This window comes from Candidatus Omnitrophota bacterium, assembly GCA_021735655.1.
GTDB lineage: Bacteria > Omnitrophota > Gorgyraeia > Duberdicusellales > 4484-171 > JAHKAJ01.
Genome location: JAIPGM010000007.1, coordinates 13477 through 30682 on the forward strand (window position 1 = coordinate 13477; position 17206 = coordinate 30682).

Annotated in this window: 17 protein-coding genes and 1 tRNA gene; all 18 read right to left on the reverse strand. The window is 37.4% G+C overall.

Features of this window, described 5'->3' with window-relative positions:
- Window positions 1-2: 2 nt before the first annotated feature.
- A complete protein-coding gene (gmd, locus tag K9L86_06115) occupies window positions 3-1046 on the reverse strand; it encodes a GDP-mannose 4,6-dehydratase (protein MCF7908426.1) in 1044 nt (347 codons plus the stop codon).
- Window positions 1043-1999: an SDR family oxidoreductase gene (locus K9L86_06120; GenBank protein MCF7908427.1), complete on the reverse strand. Its 957-nt coding sequence runs from the start codon at window positions 1997-1999 to the stop codon at window positions 1043-1045. The genes gmd and K9L86_06120 overlap by 4 nt, the downstream gene beginning before the upstream one ends.
- 2 nt (window positions 2000-2001) lie before the next feature.
- A complete protein-coding gene (locus tag K9L86_06125) occupies window positions 2002-3303 on the reverse strand; it encodes a nucleotide sugar dehydrogenase (protein ID MCF7908428.1) in 1302 nt (433 codons plus the stop codon).
- Window positions 3304-3322: 19 nt separating this feature from the next.
- Window positions 3323-4663 (reverse strand): UDP-glucose/GDP-mannose dehydrogenase family protein, encoded by a 1341-nt coding sequence (locus tag K9L86_06130; protein MCF7908429.1) that lies wholly within the window; start codon window positions 4661-4663, stop codon window positions 3323-3325.
- Window positions 4664-4676: 13 nt separating this feature from the next.
- On the reverse strand, window positions 4677-7085 hold the full coding sequence (locus K9L86_06135; GenBank protein MCF7908430.1) for a hypothetical protein: 2409 nt from the start codon (window positions 7083-7085) through the stop codon (window positions 4677-4679).
- 1 nt (window position 7086) lies between these two features.
- On the reverse strand, window positions 7087-7995 hold the full coding sequence (locus K9L86_06140; GenBank protein MCF7908431.1) for an ROK family protein: 909 nt from the start codon (window positions 7993-7995) through the stop codon (window positions 7087-7089).
- Window positions 7996-8147: 152 nt separating this feature from the next.
- Window positions 8148-8225: transfer RNA gene (locus tag K9L86_06145), tRNA-Pro, on the reverse strand.
- 4 nt (window positions 8226-8229) lie between these two features.
- The gene (locus tag K9L86_06150) at window positions 8230-8805 is read right to left on the reverse strand and encodes a riboflavin synthase (protein MCF7908432.1); all 576 of its coding nucleotides are present in this window, start codon (window positions 8803-8805) and stop codon (window positions 8230-8232) included.
- 229 nt (window positions 8806-9034) lie between these two features.
- Window positions 9035-9202, reverse strand: a complete 168-nt coding sequence (locus K9L86_06155) for a hypothetical protein (protein MCF7908433.1) — start codon at window positions 9200-9202, stop codon at window positions 9035-9037.
- 122 nt (window positions 9203-9324) lie between these two features.
- The gene (gene rsfS, locus K9L86_06160) at window positions 9325-9714 is read right to left on the reverse strand and encodes a ribosome silencing factor (GenBank protein ID MCF7908434.1); all 390 of its coding nucleotides are present in this window, start codon (window positions 9712-9714) and stop codon (window positions 9325-9327) included.
- A 2-nt stretch (window positions 9715-9716) separates the two neighbouring features.
- Window positions 9717-10976: an insulinase family protein gene (locus K9L86_06165; GenBank protein MCF7908435.1), complete on the reverse strand. Its 1260-nt coding sequence runs from the start codon at window positions 10974-10976 to the stop codon at window positions 9717-9719.
- On the reverse strand, window positions 10964-11749 hold the full coding sequence (trpA, locus tag K9L86_06170; protein MCF7908436.1) for a tryptophan synthase subunit alpha: 786 nt from the start codon (window positions 11747-11749) through the stop codon (window positions 10964-10966). Before trpA ends, K9L86_06165 begins: the two co-directional genes overlap by 13 nt.
- On the reverse strand, window positions 11749-12936 hold the full coding sequence (gene trpB, locus K9L86_06175) for a tryptophan synthase subunit beta (GenBank protein ID MCF7908437.1): 1188 nt from the start codon (window positions 12934-12936) through the stop codon (window positions 11749-11751). The genes trpA and trpB overlap by 1 nt, the downstream gene beginning before the upstream one ends.
- Window positions 12933-13553: a phosphoribosylanthranilate isomerase gene (locus K9L86_06180; protein MCF7908438.1), complete on the reverse strand. Its 621-nt coding sequence runs from the start codon at window positions 13551-13553 to the stop codon at window positions 12933-12935. Before K9L86_06180 ends, trpB begins: the two co-directional genes overlap by 4 nt.
- Complete coding sequence (gene trpC / locus K9L86_06185; GenBank protein ID MCF7908439.1) at window positions 13546-14334, reverse strand: indole-3-glycerol phosphate synthase TrpC; 789 nt, start codon at window positions 14332-14334, stop codon at window positions 13546-13548. The genes K9L86_06180 and trpC overlap by 8 nt, the downstream gene beginning before the upstream one ends.
- Window positions 14327-15370, reverse strand: a complete 1044-nt coding sequence (gene trpD, locus K9L86_06190) for an anthranilate phosphoribosyltransferase (GenBank protein ID MCF7908440.1) — start codon at window positions 15368-15370, stop codon at window positions 14327-14329. The genes trpC and trpD overlap by 8 nt, the downstream gene beginning before the upstream one ends.
- Entirely contained in the window at window positions 15367-15933 is a 567-nt protein-coding gene (locus K9L86_06195; protein MCF7908441.1) for an aminodeoxychorismate/anthranilate synthase component II, read from the reverse strand. Before K9L86_06195 ends, trpD begins: the two co-directional genes overlap by 4 nt.
- The gene (murA, locus tag K9L86_06200; GenBank protein MCF7908442.1) at window positions 15930-17192 is read right to left on the reverse strand and encodes a UDP-N-acetylglucosamine 1-carboxyvinyltransferase; all 1263 of its coding nucleotides are present in this window, start codon (window positions 17190-17192) and stop codon (window positions 15930-15932) included. Before murA ends, K9L86_06195 begins: the two co-directional genes overlap by 4 nt.
- Window positions 17193-17206: the final 14 nt, after the last annotated feature.

Sequence of the window (17206 nt, forward strand, 5' to 3'; positions counted from 1 at the left end):
AATTAATCGATATTCCACCATTTATTAGAAAATTTTTGCTGCAAAATTCTATCGCCTTCACCAATTGCCTTGAGACCAATTGCTCGCATATCAGCATCAACCATTATCTTAACTAAATCACTAAAGTTAACTTTTGGCTTCCAATTTAAGGTTAACTTAGCTTTGGTTGTATCAGCAAGTAAATCCTCAACCTCAGTAGGACGAAAATAACGCTTATCAATTTTAACGTGTTTTTTCCAATCTAGGCCAGCATAAGAAAAAGCCTCTTTAACAAACTCCTCTACTGAATGATGCTCGGATGCACCAATTACAAAATCGTCAGGCTTTTTTTGCTGTAAAATTTTCCACATTACCTCAACATATTCAGGGGTATAACCCCAATCTCGTTTAGCCGCTAGGTTACCTAAATATGTATAGTCCTGCCGTTTAGCTAAAATATTAGCTATTGCTCGAGTAATCTTACGAGTAACAAAAGTTTCACCACGCCGAGGGCTTTCGTGATTAAAAACTATCCCATTCGAAGCAAAAATACCATAGCCATCGCGATAGTTTTTAGACATCCAATAACCATAAACTTTAGCTACAGCATAGGGACTGCGTGGCATAAATGGAGTATTTTCATTCTGGGGACTTTGAGCTGCTCCAAACATTTCGCTTGAAGAAGCTTGGTAAAACTTTATTTTAAGATTGCTTCTACGTATAGTCTCTAAAAGACGGGCCGTACCTAAAGCGGTTATGTTGCCGGTATATTCTGGAATATCAAAACTTACCCGCACATGACTTTGAGCTCCTAGATGATAGACCTCATCCGGCTTAATATTATAAATTATATTTGAAATTGCTTCGTTATCAGAAAGATCCCCATAATGAAGAAAAAAATTATTCCTGTTTAAATGAGCATCTTGATAAATATGATCAACACGACTAGTATTGAAAGTGCTGGCCCGGCGGATAAGCCCGTGCACTTGATAGCCTTTTGAAAGTAAAAATTCAGCTAGATAAGAGCCATCTTGACCAGTAATTCCAGTAATGAATGCTTTTTTCATTTATAAGCCTCCCTAAACCAATCTACTGTCTTCTTTAGACCTTGGGCAAAATCGACCTTTGGAGAAAACCCTAATAATTCTTTTGCCTTTTGTATATCAGCATGGGTCTTCCTCACATCTCCAAGTCGAATAGGACAATAGTTAGGCTCTAACTTGCTTCCGATAATCTCCTTTAAATTATTAAATAAATTATTCACCGAATTAGGTATTCCTAAGCCAACGTTAAATGCTTCCGAACCAACGTTATCCTTCTCAAGACACCGAATATTCATATCAACCACATCGCTAATAAAAGTAAAGTCCCTCTCCTGATTTCCGTCTCCATATATCGGAGGACTCTTCCCTTCGAATAAACAATTTATGAACTTCGGAATAACAACTGCGTATTCATCCTCTAGAGATTGACGCGGACCATATACATTAAAATACCTTAAATTTAAAATTTTCATATTATAAATTTTACTAAAAACATAGGAATATTGTTCAACGATCAACTTTGTGGCAGCGTAAGGTGAAATTGGTTTTGCAATCTCATTTTCTTTCTCTGGAAAATCATCCCTCTCTCCGTATATAGAGCTTGAAGAAGCACAAACTATCCTTTTTATACCAGCTTCTTTAGCCGCTAAAAAAAGATTTAAAGTTCCGCTAACATTAACTTTATGATAATCAAGTGGAGCCTCTACTGACTTCGGAACACTGCGTAAGGCTGCCTGGTGAGAAATAAGCTCTACTCCCGGTAAAACCTGATCCAATATTTTTTGATCGGCAAAGTCACTTTTAATAAACTTTATTTTACTAAAACTTTGTTCCAAATTGTCAAGATTACCAGTTATAAGGTTATCTACTACAGTGACCTCAGCGCCTAATTTTACAAGTTTATCAACTATATGTGAACCAATAAAGCCAGCACCACCAGTAACTAAAACTTTTCTATCCTTAAGGCTATTAGACATATTTAAAGCACCTCCAAATTAAGATATTTTCTTTTATATACGTTGCGAGTATCAAAAACAAACTTTGAGTTCTTTCTAATAAGTTCATAGTCTAGATAAGAGTGATCAGTAACAATAACCACACAATTATATTTTTGCAAATTACTCTTACTAAGAGCTACCGCTTTTAAATTAATTCCGTTTATCTTTAAGTATGGTATCAACGGATCATAAAAGCTCACCTTGGATTTTTTGCTTAGCTTTTCAATAATATCTAAAGCCGGAGACTCTCTTAAATCTTTAACATCTTTTTTATAAGTAACCCCAACAATCAAAATCTTAGCTTTTCTTAAAGAAACGCCCCTAATTTTAAGTGATTTCTCAAGCCGCTCAACTACATATCTAGGCATAAAGTGATCAATGTAAGCAGCTGAATCAATCATCTTGGTCTTAAAACCCATCTTTTTTGCCTTCCAGGAAAGATACATTGGATCAGCCGGAATGCAATGGCCGCCAACGCCTGGCCCAGGATAAAAAGGCATAAAACCAAAAGGCTTTGTCTTTGCAGCCTCAATTACCTCCCAAATACTTATCCCTAGCTTATGAGCTACAATAGCAAACTCATTAACCAGGGCAATATTTACCAAACGAAAGGTATTTTCGAGAAGTTTTGCGCTTTCAGCTACCTCAGGACTAGATACTGAAAATACCTGTTTAATAATCTTAGAGTACAAAGCTTTGGCTAGACTGGTCGATTTAGGGGATAACCCACCAACGACTTTTGGTATTTTTGCCAAAGTATGTTTTTTATCTCCCGGGTTTATTCTTTCAGGAGAAAAACAAAGAAAAAAATCTTTTTCGCTCTCCAAACCAGACTTCTCAAGAATTGGTAAAACTACCTCTCGAGTAGTTGTCGGATAAGAGGTGCTCTCCAAAACGATTAGCTGAGACTTCCGTAAATACTTCTTAATTAACTTACTAGCTGCAACTACATAAGAAATATCCGGTATCTTTACCTTACGCAAAGGCGTTGGCACGCAAATAATTAAAATATCAGAATCAGCCAAAACTCGCCTTTCAGTGGTCGGTAAAAACTTCTTAGCTTTAATCAACGCTTTAATCGTCTTTGGGTCAATATCAACGATATACTGCTTTGCCTCTTTCAATTTGTTTACCCGTAAAAGATTATTATCGAAACCGTAAACAAAAAAACCTCGCTTTGCAAAATCTACCGCCAAAGGTAAGCCAACATAGCCCAGGCCGATAATACAAATTTTAGCCTTTTTTTTAATTATTTTTTCTTTAAGTACCTGGTAGTTACTCATCTTGATTTTAAAAAGCAATCTATCTTCCGATTCCGATATATTCAAATCCTAGGTCACGAACCTTATCGCGATCAAACATATTTCTTCCGTCAACGATCAACGGATAACGCATCAACTTCTTAATCTTTTTTAAATCTAGCTTCTTAAACTCTTCCCATTCGGTCAACAAGCAAAGACAATCACTGCCCTTTACGGCCGCATAAGGATCTTTAGCAAACTTTAACTTAGCTGTTTTAAAGATATCCTTTGCCTCAGAATAGGCTTGGGGATCATAGGCTGAAATTATTGCTCCTTGTTTTAAGAATGAATTTACGATATCAACCGAGGGAGCAAAACGCATATCATCGGTATCGGGTTTAAACGATAAGCCTAAAATTGCAATTTTCTTATTTTTTATAATCCAAAGCCGATCTTTTACCTTCTCGATGAAATTATGACGTTGACCTTGATTAATATTTTTAATCTCTTTCAATAAATTAAATTCATAACCTAACTTCTTAGAAATATAAAAAAATGCTTCGATATCCTTAGGGAAACAAAAACCACCATAGCCTAAGCCAGCATCCAGAAAGTCTCTACCAATTCTCTTATCCATACCCATGGCTTGGGCTATTTTTTCAATATCGGCTCCGGCTAAATCGCAAACTCGCGAAACCGCATTAATAAACGATACCTTGGTAGCTAAAAATGAATTGCAGGCATGCTTTATTAGCTCAGCCGTATTAATATCAGTAACTATAATCGGGACCTTAATTTTGGCATAGATATCTTTTAATATATTTTCAGCCTTCGTTGACTCAACCCCGATAACTATTCTGTCCGGAGAGAAAAAATCATAGATTGCCTTACCTTCCCTTAAAAATTCAGGGTTAGAGGCAATATCAAAGTCTCGGCTATTTTTTTTGTAGCGAGAAATAATATCCTTTATCTTCTTTCCGGTCTGAACCGGAACAGTTGATTTTCCAACAATTAACTTATAAGAATTAAGATTATTAGCAACTACCCGAGCAACATTCTCTATGGCGCTAAGATCAGCTGAACCATCTTTCTGCGGTGGAGTACCGACAGCAATAAAAATCACTTGGCTCTTTCTAATTGCCTCAGTTAACGAGGCTGAAAAAACCAAGCCACCACTCTTAATACCTTTTTTAACCAAAGGCTCTAGATCCGGCTCAAAGAACGGTACTTTTTTGGCTTTTAAACTCTGGATTTTTTTCTTATCTTTATCAACACAAATTACCTTATGCCCTAATTCACAAAAACAAGCTGCAGCGACTAAGCCAACGTGACCAGCCCCAACCACACAAAGATTATACTTTTTAACTGTTTTATTCTTTTGCTTGTTTGACTTTACTTTCATTAATACCTTTCTTTTAATAAGTAGTATAATATTGAGATTTAGCCCCCTCATGCGTCTTATCAAAAGTTATGCTCAAACTGGGAAAGGCCTTTAAAACAAATTCAAACCAAACAGTATAGTTTTTTCCGCCAACTGAGGCCCTCTTAACATCTAAACCGAGGTCAAGCCACCAACAATGCAAATCAGTTCTTACTTTATATTGCTGTTCAAATAAGTCGCCACGATTATATTCATAACGCAAATAACTTCCTAACTTTACCTTCGGGGTTAACTGATAGGAAAAATCAAAAGTTCCCTGAGTGTCAGTTACCCGGGTATAGCGATGGCCATAGGTAAAAGAGTACCTTTCCTTCTCTACTTCTTCACCAGCTTCAAACACCTTATATTTACCTTTGGTAGTAAAATCAAGATTAAAAGAAGTTATTCTTCCTAGCTTGTTACCGTCTGAATTAGCATCATAAGTAACGTTAGAGGTAAGTGATAAGCCCTCCTTAGGATAGATCTCTAAATCAGCGGTTATAGTAGTAATTCGACTATTAGCACCTTCAGGATTAATCGTATAGTTAAGAGCCGGGCTAAAATAAACAAAGTCCCACTTCTCATTTTCCTTATTTTTAACCTGCAACTTATTGCTTAGAACAAAACTAACTGTCTCGGACCGACTTAAGCTATCAATTCCATCAAATTGAAAAACATTAGCGTTAGCTACAGTTGGCTCATGAGCGTAACTATAAGTTATCTCAGGAGTTATAAGGTGGCGCACCTTATCTATCTCCTCGCCAAAAATATCCCAATCCACATCAAAAACCTTATAAAGTCTGCTACTTAAAGATGTTCCGCTGGTAAAGCCAATTCGCCAAATATCCTCATCGCCAAAAGCATTCTTAGAGTAATATATTGAATTTAAACCAATGTTAGGTGAAATACTAAGCCACTTTATCTTATCCGAGTAGCTTAAGGTATTTTTACCGTAAAATCTAAAAGCATCATCATCCAAATCAGAATTAGCATTCTTTTTAGCTAGATTAGATATCTTTTCACTAGAGTTAAAGTAAAGCTTACTGTTTCCTAACTGTTGACTGAAAAAATCATAGCTAAGCTCTGGAAGGTACTCACTCATGCTTTCGTAACGATTAAACCTTTTCTGAGTTAATAAAGATAAAGAAGAATTCTGAAAAGGATAACGCATGAGAAGGTAACTCTTGGGGTTAGGGTTAAGCTCATACTCTTCCTCAAAGAAATCTTTAACAAAAAACTCATCGGAAAATTTATGAAACTCAGCAATTATCGATAAGTTCTTTATCGGTTCACCGTCATAAGATAATTCTGCCTTGTAGCGATCGTCTTCTAAATATTTATCAGCCTTTCCTGAGCGATCACCGTGAACTTTAAAAAGACTATTTCGCTTGCCGATTTGATAAAGCTTATCTTGAATCATATAGTAACGAGCCAAGGCTTTACCCATTTTTTTGCTCTCCATCTTATGGGTTAAACCAAACCCCCAGCCTCTTTCCTCATACCAATCAATATTAAACCAATCCGTATGCTCTTCATTGAGTTGATAGCGCCAGCGAGTCAGTAAAAAGTAACCCAGCTCATCATTGTGCCCCGGAACTATCTCAGCCGGAAAAGAGGTATCCTTTAAAGACTGGGAAAAATAAGGAATATAGAATACCGGAACTTTCCCCACCTTTAAAGTTACTTTTCTGGCTACTACTTTATCGCCGGGATAAATGGTTACCTCTTTTGACACCATCCGGTAGTGCGGCTCAGCTAAATCACAAGTTGTCATGTAGCCGTTTCTCATTACCAATTTGTTTTTACCTATTTTTTCTCCTTCCGGAGCCTCTCCATAAAAAGGAGTACTCTCAAAACGAATATTATTTATATCAGCATTATAAGTATTAAAATCATAAACTGCTGTTTCACCATAGAGAACTGTTCCCTCTCTGATTACTTTAATATTTCCAGTAATATTAGCGATATTAGTATTAACGTCAAAGATTCCCTCGTCACAGTAAAGCTCAACATCTTTCTGGACCATCTTCACATTGCCTTTAGCATAAATTTTACCCACACCGCGCTGAAAATCTATTTCATCAGCATCAACAATTACCGGTATTTTTTCACTACCAGAAGTGGCTTTTTGATCAGGCTTAGAGCTATCATCGGTCTTTTTGTCAGTTTTAGCTTCTTTAGCTTTTTCATCTTGTTTAACTTCTTGAACTAGAGCCTTATCTTCTAAAGGAGATACCTTTTCCTCTCTAGTTAAAGAAACCGCATCAAGAGTAGACTTAACTGTAGTCAATTTACTAACCAATATCCCTTTGTTTTTGGAAGCAGAAGATAGCGGCGTGGTTTCACTATTAGAAAAAGCAACCAGCGGTAAGAAAAAAACAACCAGTACAATCAGTTTTTTCATATTACTGTTTCTCAAGCTGCTCCTTAACCAGCAAGGCGGCTCCGACTATCCCCGGCTGTTTTAACTGAGCCTTGAGAACTTTTAAATTCTTCACTTGAGGCCACATGGCCTGTTGTCTTATCACCTGTAAAAGATATGGTCTAAACAAACCTAAGGCTCCAGACACCCCTCCACCTAGGATAATCGCCTCGGGGTTAAATACATTAACCATGCCCGATAAAAACTTACCTAAATTATATGAAAATTCCTTCCAAAGCATAATAGCCTGTTTTTCACCTTTTAGGCCCCTTTGAAATATCTCACTTACTTCCTTAATCTTAGTTTTATTTCCTTTGAGTTGCCTATAGCGCTTTAAGAGATAACCATTACCAGTATAAGTCTCAATACAGCCTCTGGCTCCACAGCCACAAAGGTTTCCCTTTAAAGTTAAAGGTACATGACCTAACTCAGCAGCGCTGGTTCTCCCAGTTAGAAGCTTGCCATCAATTAATACTGCTCCGCCTAAGCCAGTGCCGAGAGTTAAAAAAATAGCTTGTTTAAACCCCCGACCAGCACCACAGCGAGCCTCAGCAAGACCAAAAAGATTAGCATCATTACCTATAGCTACCGGAAGCTTGAGCTGTTTGATAAGCACCTCTTTTAAGGGAAAGTTCTTCCAACCAGGAATGTTGGGAAGATAATAGATGAATCCTTTTTTTGTATCGATTATGCCGGGGGCACCAATACCAAGGCCTTTAATTGAAAAACCTTTAAAATCCTTTAATAAAGATTTAAGGTTCTGGATAAAAACGGTTTTTTTTCTTAAGTCAGCCGATTGGTAAATTCTTTCTTTAACTACTACCCCCTTGGGGCTTACCAACCCAGCTTTTATATAAGTACCACCCCAATCAATGCCTAAAAAGACTGCCACTCCTACCTCTGATTTTTACTGATTTTATATATAAATATTATTAAATTATTTATATACCTAGTATATACTATAGCTGTTATTTTTCAATCAAAAAATGCCTAATTAACAAGGAATTTAAGGGTTAGATTAATTTTGAATGGGATTATTAAATATGGTCGGGAGAGTGGGATTTGAACCCACGGCCTCAACGTCCCGAACGTTGCGCGCTAGCCAAGCTGCGCTACCTCCCGAATCTTAATTCTTATTTTGCTTAAGTAAATAATCAAACTCTACATTAAGTTGGGCTCCCGGTTTCTTATCCTGTAGAGTCGTATCACGATAAGTAAAAGGAATAATATCTAAAGTAAAATACTTTGGGTAGATCTTCTTTACAGTTAAAGAAATTCCCTCAACAGCAATAGAGCCATTTTCTAAAACTTTTGACTTAAACCGGGATGGCAAATCTATCTCTACCTGCCAATAATCACCTTTTTTAATTATTCGTCTTAATTTTAGTTCGGTGTCGACATGACCTAAAACAAAATGACCACCAAGTTTGTCTCCGGCTTTTAATGCTGGCTCCAAATTAACTAGATCACCTACTTTGAGACGCTTAAGATTAGTATTAGCCAAGGTTGAGGCAACAGCCTCAAAAAAAAGATCATTCTTAGATTTCTTAGTCAAAGTAAGACAAACTCCGTTAATTGCCATACTGTCAGAAACCTCAGCTTCCGAGGCTAATTTTTTTGAACTAACCGCAATTACACTTAGCGAACTCTTTTTGCTAAATGCAGTAACCTTAACAACTTCTTTTATTATTCCAGTAAACATAATATTTTAGTTTAAATATTTTTAAGTTAAAGCGATTATATCACATATTTTTAAGTTACCCAAAAGAGAAAATAACTTAGTCGGGCTTTAAAAAATAGCTTCTCTAACTACCTGCTATATAGGCATTTATGAGTACAATCTTTGCAAAAAAATAACCCCGCGCCTATTGAAGCGCGGGGTCGAAATTTCATCGATGTTTTTATTCGTAAGAAGTTAAACAAAGGTTCTATTACCTTCGTCTATCACTTATTTCTTTTTTTTCTTTGCTGCTTTTTTCTTTGCAGGTTTTTTCTTCTTTGCTGCTTTCTTCTTTGCCATGAAAATCACCCCCCTTTTTTATTCTCAACACTTTGTTAAGAAATACCTTATAATTCAATTTAACAAACTTATCACTCAATGTCAACACATTTTCGTGTTTTTTTTGATTTTTTAATGCGACTTAAATTTTTTGAAATTGCTATTCCGAAAAATTATTAGTTGAATTATTTTTCAAAGTCATTAAAAATGACTAAAAAAATATTAGTGGGGTTTTTTAGGCTGGGCTTTTATCTTTCGAGGAATTTTAACGGTAACTTTTTTTGCTTTATCCCATAACCGTTCAAGATTGTAATATTCTCTAGCTTCATCGGTAAATATATGCAAGATGATATCGAAAAAATCAACCAAAACCCAATACGATGACTCATTAGCTTCAGAATGCTGAGCTCTCATATCACCTTCTTTGCAACTCCTGATAGTTTCTTCATGTATTGCCTTTACTTGCCGGGTTGAATCTCCGGAACAGATAATAAAATAATCACAAAGACCGCTAAAATTGTGCACATCTAGAATAACTATATCTTTAGCCTTTTTTTCACTAATAATTTCAACGATTCTAGCAAGCTTTTCTTTAATTTTTAAAGTAGTCATAACTAACTAATCAGCCTCCTTATTTGACTATCTAAGCCTTCTTTGATATTGCCGACGCAAGAAACACAAACCCGATCAAAGCTAAATAAATCTTTAACTAGCTGCCTTATTTGACTGGCACTAACAGCTTCAATCTTCTTTTTTAAAGCTAGAAAACTATCAATTTCTCCAAGATTAATATAACTCTGAGCAGCGTAGCCCATCCGCCCTTGCGACGTCTCAAGAGCCATGGCAATCTGGCCCAACAAATAATCTTTAGCTCGTGACAACTCTTTAGCCGGCACCTCTTTTTGCTTTAAACGATTAAGCTGGGCTAAAATCACTTTAATTGCTAACTCTACCTTACTGGCGTCTAGACCTAGATGAATTAAAAAACCACCACTATCCTTATAAGACCTAGCTTCAGTAGAAATATCGTAGCAAAGTGATCTTTTTTCACGTAATTCTTCAAACAAGCGACTACTCATGTTGGCACCTAAAATAACATTAAGCAAACGCAAAACCATCCGCTCCCGACTCATATAAGGAACCCCTCTAAAGCCCAAATAAAGATGAGCTTGCTCATAAGGTTTTTTCTCAATAGCAATGCGTACACCGCTTAAAGGCTTAGGTTTAGGGCTGGCTAAATTAACCTTAGCCTTTGAGCCCTTAGCTCTTGCCTTAATGATGTCTAAAACTTCCCGCCGGGGAAAAGCCCCAGAAAGCGATATAACTGTATTACTCGGAGCATAGTATTTATTTCTAAAAGCCTTCAGATCGCTCTCTAGAACATTGTTAACTGTCTGGGTAGTACCAATAACATCTTCACCTAAAGCATGCCCCTTCCAAAGTAAACTTTCAACAAGCATCCCTGCTCGAGCCGAAGGAAGATCGTTATACATCTTTATCTCTTGTAAAATTACTTTTCGTTCTTTCTGAATATCAAAAGGCCTAAATAGTGGGTTTTGCACCATATCTAAAAGAATATCTAAGGTCTGAGTAAAGTTTTTCTTAAGAAAATTAGCATGATAAGCAGTTAACTCTTGGGAAGTAAAAGCATTCAGCAACCCGCCGCGACCCTCGATTTCCTGTTTTATCTTACGATGAGTATAGTTTTTAGTCCCCTTAAAAACCATATGTTCTAGAAAGTGGGCAATACCTTTAAGCCTCTTTTCTTCAAAACGCGAACCAATACGTAAAAAAATCCCCAAAGATGCTGTCTCCATATTGTCTAAAGGGGAAAATACAAAGGTTAGGTTATTGACTGGAATTATTTCATACATAGGCTTGCTGTGTAACGCTCAAGACGCCTCAAAAAGTCTTTCTTGTCATAGTTTCCTTCGATAAACTTAACTATACTACTGCCAACAATTGCTCCGTCTGAAAACTTATTAACTTCGGCAACCTGTTTTGCTGAATGTATCCCAAAACCAACACAAACCGGCAAGTTTGACAATTTCTTTATGCCCTTTATCTGTTTAGTAATTGCACCATAAGCGATATCCTTAGGCCCGGTTATTCCAGTTATTGAAATATAATAAATAAATCCTTTAGTTGAACGAACTATTCTTTTTATCCGTTCTTTATCGGTCGTCGGGGTAATAAAAAAGATCGTATCGATATCATACTTCCTGGCTTGCTTTAGGTATTCATCCGACTCTTCAAGCGGTAAATCTACAACCAATACCGCTGAAACCTTATATTTTTTTAGTTGTTTAAAAAACTGACTTATTCCGAACTTAAAAATAGGATTATAATAAGTCATAACCGCAACCGGTATGGTCAAAACCTTATCTAGACTTCCTAGGCAGCTAAAAAACTTATCGATATTTGCACCGTTAGCTAAAGCCTTAGTAGTTGCAGCCTGAATTATTGGGCCATCAGCCAAAGGATCAGAAAAAGGAATACCTAGCTCAATTACATCAGCACCACCACGCTCCAAGCTAAGACAGATATTCTTGGTTGCCGAAGGATTAGGAAAACCGAAAGGGACATAAGCAATGAAAGCTCCCCGGTTTTCTTTTTTTAGTTGTTTAAATTTATCTTTTAGTCGCATTACTTGCGCTGCTTTTTTTGATTATATTCTTTAATAATATCTAAATCCTTATCGCCGCGGCCAGAAAGGCAAACAATCACTGTTTTTCCCTTATTTTTTTTAGCCAAAGGCTTTAAGTAATAAATAGCATGTGCGCTTTCAAGAGCTGGGATTATCCCCTCTAGTTCAGAAAGAAACCTAAAGCCCTCAACGGCCTGATCATCAGAAACAGCTTCATACTTAGCACGCTTACTTACCTTATAGTAAGAGTGCTCTGGGCCAACCCCGGGATAATCTAAACCAGGGGCTACTGAATGAGCATTTTTAATCTGGCCAAACTCATCTTGCAAGACATAAGAAAGTGACCCTTGAAAAACTCCCGGTTCACCTTTAACTAGTGATGCTGAATGATACCCCCCCAAGCCAAAGCCAGCAGCTTCAACGCCAATAAACTTAACCTGTTTATCAGCAAAAAAAGGATAGAAAAGTCCGATTGAGTTGCTACCGCCGCCAACACAGGCAAGCAGATAATCAGGAAGCCTACCCTCTTTTTTCAATATCTGGCTTCTAGCTTCAATACCAATCGGAGCCTGGAAATCTCTAACCATCATCGGATAGGGATGTGGACCAACTGCTGAACCTAAGAGATAATAAGTTGTTCGCACATTAGTTACCCAATCACGAAAAGCTTCATTGCAGGCATCTTTTAAGGTCTTTGAGCCGCTTTCAACCGGAATAACATTTGCTCCCAAAACCTTCATCCTCAAAACATTCATCTGCTGTCGCTTAACATCCTCAGCGCCCATATAAATATCACAATCCAAAGATAAAAGCGAACAAACTGTAGCTACGGCAACGCCATGTTGACCAGCGCCAGTTTCAGCAATTACCCGATGCTTACCCATATGTTTTGCTAATAAAGCCTGACCGAGAGCATTATTAATCTTATGCGCTCCAGTATGTAAAAGATCCTCTCGTTTCAAATATACCTTAAGGCCCAGCTGTTTACTGATCCGCTGAGCAAAATATAAAGGCGTTGGTCTTCCGGCATATTCATTCAAGTAAAAGCTTAAGCTCTGCTTAAATTTGCTATCTCGCTTATAGCTATTGTAGGCATTCTCAAGTTCCTTTAAACAAACCGAAAGCGTCTCGGGAATATATTTTCCACCAAAAGCTCCAAAATATCCTTTCTTGTTCGGTAAGCTCATCTTTTAACCTTCTCAATAAATTCTTTAATTAGCTGTTCATCCTTTTTACCAACCAACTTCTCAATGCCGCTAGCAACATCTATAGCATAAGGTTTAAGTTTTTTTATTTTAATAACATTATTAACATTAAGGCCGCCGGAAATTATCACCGGTTCACCCCTTTTAATAAGCTTTGAAATGCCGGCTAAAATGCTTTCTGAAAGAAAGTTGACCCCACTCTTTTTTTGTTCATATTTTACATCAAACATATTAGCATCTACCTTATAGCCTGATATTTTCTTCAAGTCAGCTGAATTTTGCGGAAAAAATACCTTTACCAATTTAAACTTTTTAGCGAAAAAACGACAGTAACTGGCTGATTCTGAACCATGGAACTGTAAAACATCCAGATTAAGCTTAGTGGCAATATCAAAAACTGCTTTTGGTTCCTGATCAAGAAATACCCCAACCTTGGTTAAGAAAGGATCAAGTCGAGTTATAATCTTCTTTGCTGCTGACTCACTTATATAGCGTGGGCTTTTCTTAGAAAAAATAAACCCCAAAGCATCAGCTCCTAAACTTGAAGCCAACAGCGCATCTTCTAAATTAGTAATTCCGCAAATTTTTACTTTAACCATCTTCGGCGTCAATATGCAGTTCTTTTAACTTCTCTTGGATATTTTCAGCACGCATTAAAGCTTCCCCAACCAAAACAGCATTAACCCCTAAGCCCTTAAGCACCAACATATCTTTTAAGGTTTTTATGCCGCTTTCACTAACCTTTACGATCCCTTCAGGAACAAACGGTATGAGTTTTTTAGGCCGCTCAATATTAACTTCAAAAGTATGTAAGTTTCGACTATTTATTCCGATAATATCCACCCCTAGATTAAGGGCCTTCTTTAATTCTTTCTCGCTATGGACCTCAACTATAACATCCATATTCAGCTCTTTGGCTAAATCATACAGCTCTTTTACTTTCACCTCATCGAGAATCGCCATAATTAATAAAATAGCGTCTGCACCGACTGTTCGTGACTCTAAAATCTGTACCTCTTCAATTATAAAATCTTTGCGCAAAATCGGCAGGCTAATTTGCTTTCTGATTTCTTCGATATAGTTGATCTTTCCCAAAAAGAAATCCTCTTCAGTAACTACTGAAAGCGCATTAGCACCCCCATCCTTAAATATCTTGGCTAGTTCTAAAGCTGAAAAGTCTTTACGCAATATTCCGGCTGAAGGAGAAGCTTGTTTGATTTCAGCAATAAACGAAACCTTATCTTTACGATTTATTGCATCTTTGAACGATAGCGGCTGAGGAGCTTTTTTAATTAAAGACTCAAAAACCTCACGGTTTTTGCGTAAAACTTGGACCCTTCTTTTTTTGGCCTCTAAGATAAGTGATAATGTCTTATGCATTGGTTTCTAAAAAATTCTTAAATTCAAGATATTTAGCCTTAGCTTTACCTTGATCTATCAATTGAGCAGCCTGGGCTACGCCCTGCTTAAAGTTATCTACCTTAGCTAAGATATAAAGACAAGCTGAAGCATTAGCTAAAACAATATCCCGAGAAGCCCCCTTTTTTCCAGCCAAAACATCCCTAATCATTTGGGCTGAGATGTCAGGCCGATCAGCTAGAATATCAGAAACTCTGATCTTCTTTAAGCCAAAGCTAGCCGGTGATAAGGTTAATTTAGTTATTTTTTTATTATTCAAAAAAGCACTTTCAGTTTTTCCGGTAAGCGATATCTCATCTTTTAAATCTTTACCATAAACTACCATTGCTCTTTTTGAACCCAACTGTCTCAACACTTTAGCCAAAGGTACAACTAAATCCGGGCTGTAAACTCCGAGCAATTGATGGTTAGCTTGAGCCGGATTACAAAGCGGACCCAAAATGTTAAAAATCGTCCGAATCCCCATTTCTCTTCTTATCTTAGCTACCTCACCTAGGGCCGGATGATATAAAGGTGCATACAAAAATGCAATTCCACATTTTTTTAAAGCCTGCTCCATCACTTCCGCTTTAGCAGAAATATTGATACCTAAGGCCTCTAGAACATCGGCACTGCCGCAAGATGAAGACATTGCCCTATTACCATGTTTAGCCACGATTGTGCCCGATGAAGCTATCACAAAGCTAACCGCAGTCGAAATATTAAACTTATTAAGGCCAGAGCCTCCAGTTCCACAAGTATCGATTATCGGCTGGCTATTTATGTCTTGGCCAATGAGATCTTTTCCGATATTTATCTTATTGGCATGACTTCGGACAACAGTCGCAGCTGCTGATATCTCCGATTCTTTCTCACCCTTTATCTTTAAGGCTGTTAAAAAAGCCGCTATCTGTGAGCTCTCAGCCTTATGGTTAAATATCTGCTCAAAAACAGCCTTGGTTTGATCAAAACTTAAATCTTGGCCATTAACTAAAGCATTGATTGCTTCTTTAATCATAGCTTTAAGAAGTTTTTAAGTATTTTTTTACCTTCTTTAGTTAAAATAGACTCAGGATGAAACTGAACTCCATAAAGAGGAAAATCATCCATCTTAACTCCCATTATTATACCATCTTTAGTTTGAGCGGTAATAGTTAAATTTTCTGGCAAAGTCTTTTTATCAATCAAAAGCGAATGATAACGAGTAGCTAAAAAGGGATTCTTAACTGCCTTAAAAATCCCCTTTTTGTTGTGATAAACTAATGAGGTTTTACCATGCATTATTTTTCTAGCTCTGACTATCTTAGCACCAAAACAAGAACCAATACATTGATGCCCCAAGCAAACTCCTAAAATTGGCACTTTTTTATAAAAATAGCTAATTAATTCACAACTTATTCCGGCATCTTTGGGCTGGCCCGGACCGGGAGAAATAACTATTCGGTCGAATTTCAACCTTTTTAACTTTGACAAGCTAACAGCATCATTTCGAAACACCTGGGTATCAGCGCCAAGTTCTTGTAAATATTGAACCAAGTTATAGGTAAAAGAATCATAATTATCTATGATCAGCACTTTCATTGTTTTTCTCGCTTTATCTTTGCTCCAGCCTTTCTTAATTTATGCTCTATCTGCTCATAACCGCGATCAATATGATAAACTCTTGAAACTTCGGTCTTACCTTTGGCTGCTAAACCAGCAATTACCAAGGCTGCCGAAGCCCTTAAATCAGAAGCCATAATTTCTGCCCCGTAAAGGCTGCCTTTGCCTTCAATAATGGCATAAGGTCCACTCCGCTGGATCGCCGCACCCATCCGATTTAATTCAGCCACGTGCATAAATCGATCAGGATAAATCTTCTCATTGATTAAGGATGTTCCCTTGGCTAAGCAAAGACAAGCCATAAACTGAGCCTGAAGATCAGTGGGGAATCCCGGGTAAGCAAGGGTTGTTATATTTACCGGCTCTAGCCTTGCCTTAGGTTTAACCACTAGCGAAGAACCATCACAAATTGTAATCTGAGACCCAATACTTCTAGCTGTATCAATAACCGAAGTCAAATGAGTTGGGTTTACTCCCTCTATTTTAAGCTCAGAACCAGTTGCTAAGCTCGCAGCAATAAAAGTTCCAGCTTCAATTCTATCCGGAATAACTCTAAATTTACAGCCACCAAGCTCCTTAACTCCTTTTATTCTTATTAAAGGCGATCCTTCTCCTTTAATCTCTGCTCCCATTTTCCTTAAAAATGAAGCTAAGCACTCTATCTCTGGCTCGCAAGCCGCATACTCAATTATGGTTTCACCATCGGCCAAGGTAGCGGCCATTAATACATTTGCGGTAGCTAAAACTGAAGATCCAAAAGCTCCACCCAAATAAATATGCTCACCGTTTAACTTCTTAGCCTTAGCCTGACAATAGCCCTGTTCAATAAAAATATCAGCCCCGAGCTGTTTTAATCCTTTTATATGTAAATCTACCGGTCTTGGTCCAATAACGCAACCACCGGGCAAGGCTACTTTTGCCTTTTTGCGTTTAGCTAAAAGCGGCCCTAGACAACAAAAAGAAGCCCGCATTGTCCGAACCAAACGATAAGGAGCCACAAAAGACTTATTCGGCTTAGCCTTAATAACTAAATTACTATTTTCAAAGCTTATTTTTTTGCCCAAGCCTTCAAGAATTCCAATCATGGTTCGAATATCCCGAAGCTCGGGCACATTCTCGATTAGGCAATCTTGATCGGTAAGAATAGTTGCGGCCATTATCGGCAAAGCTGCATTCTTGGAACCGCTCACCTTTATACTTCCTGAAAGTTGGGATTGATGAATTACAAACTTATCCATCGGTTATATTTTGA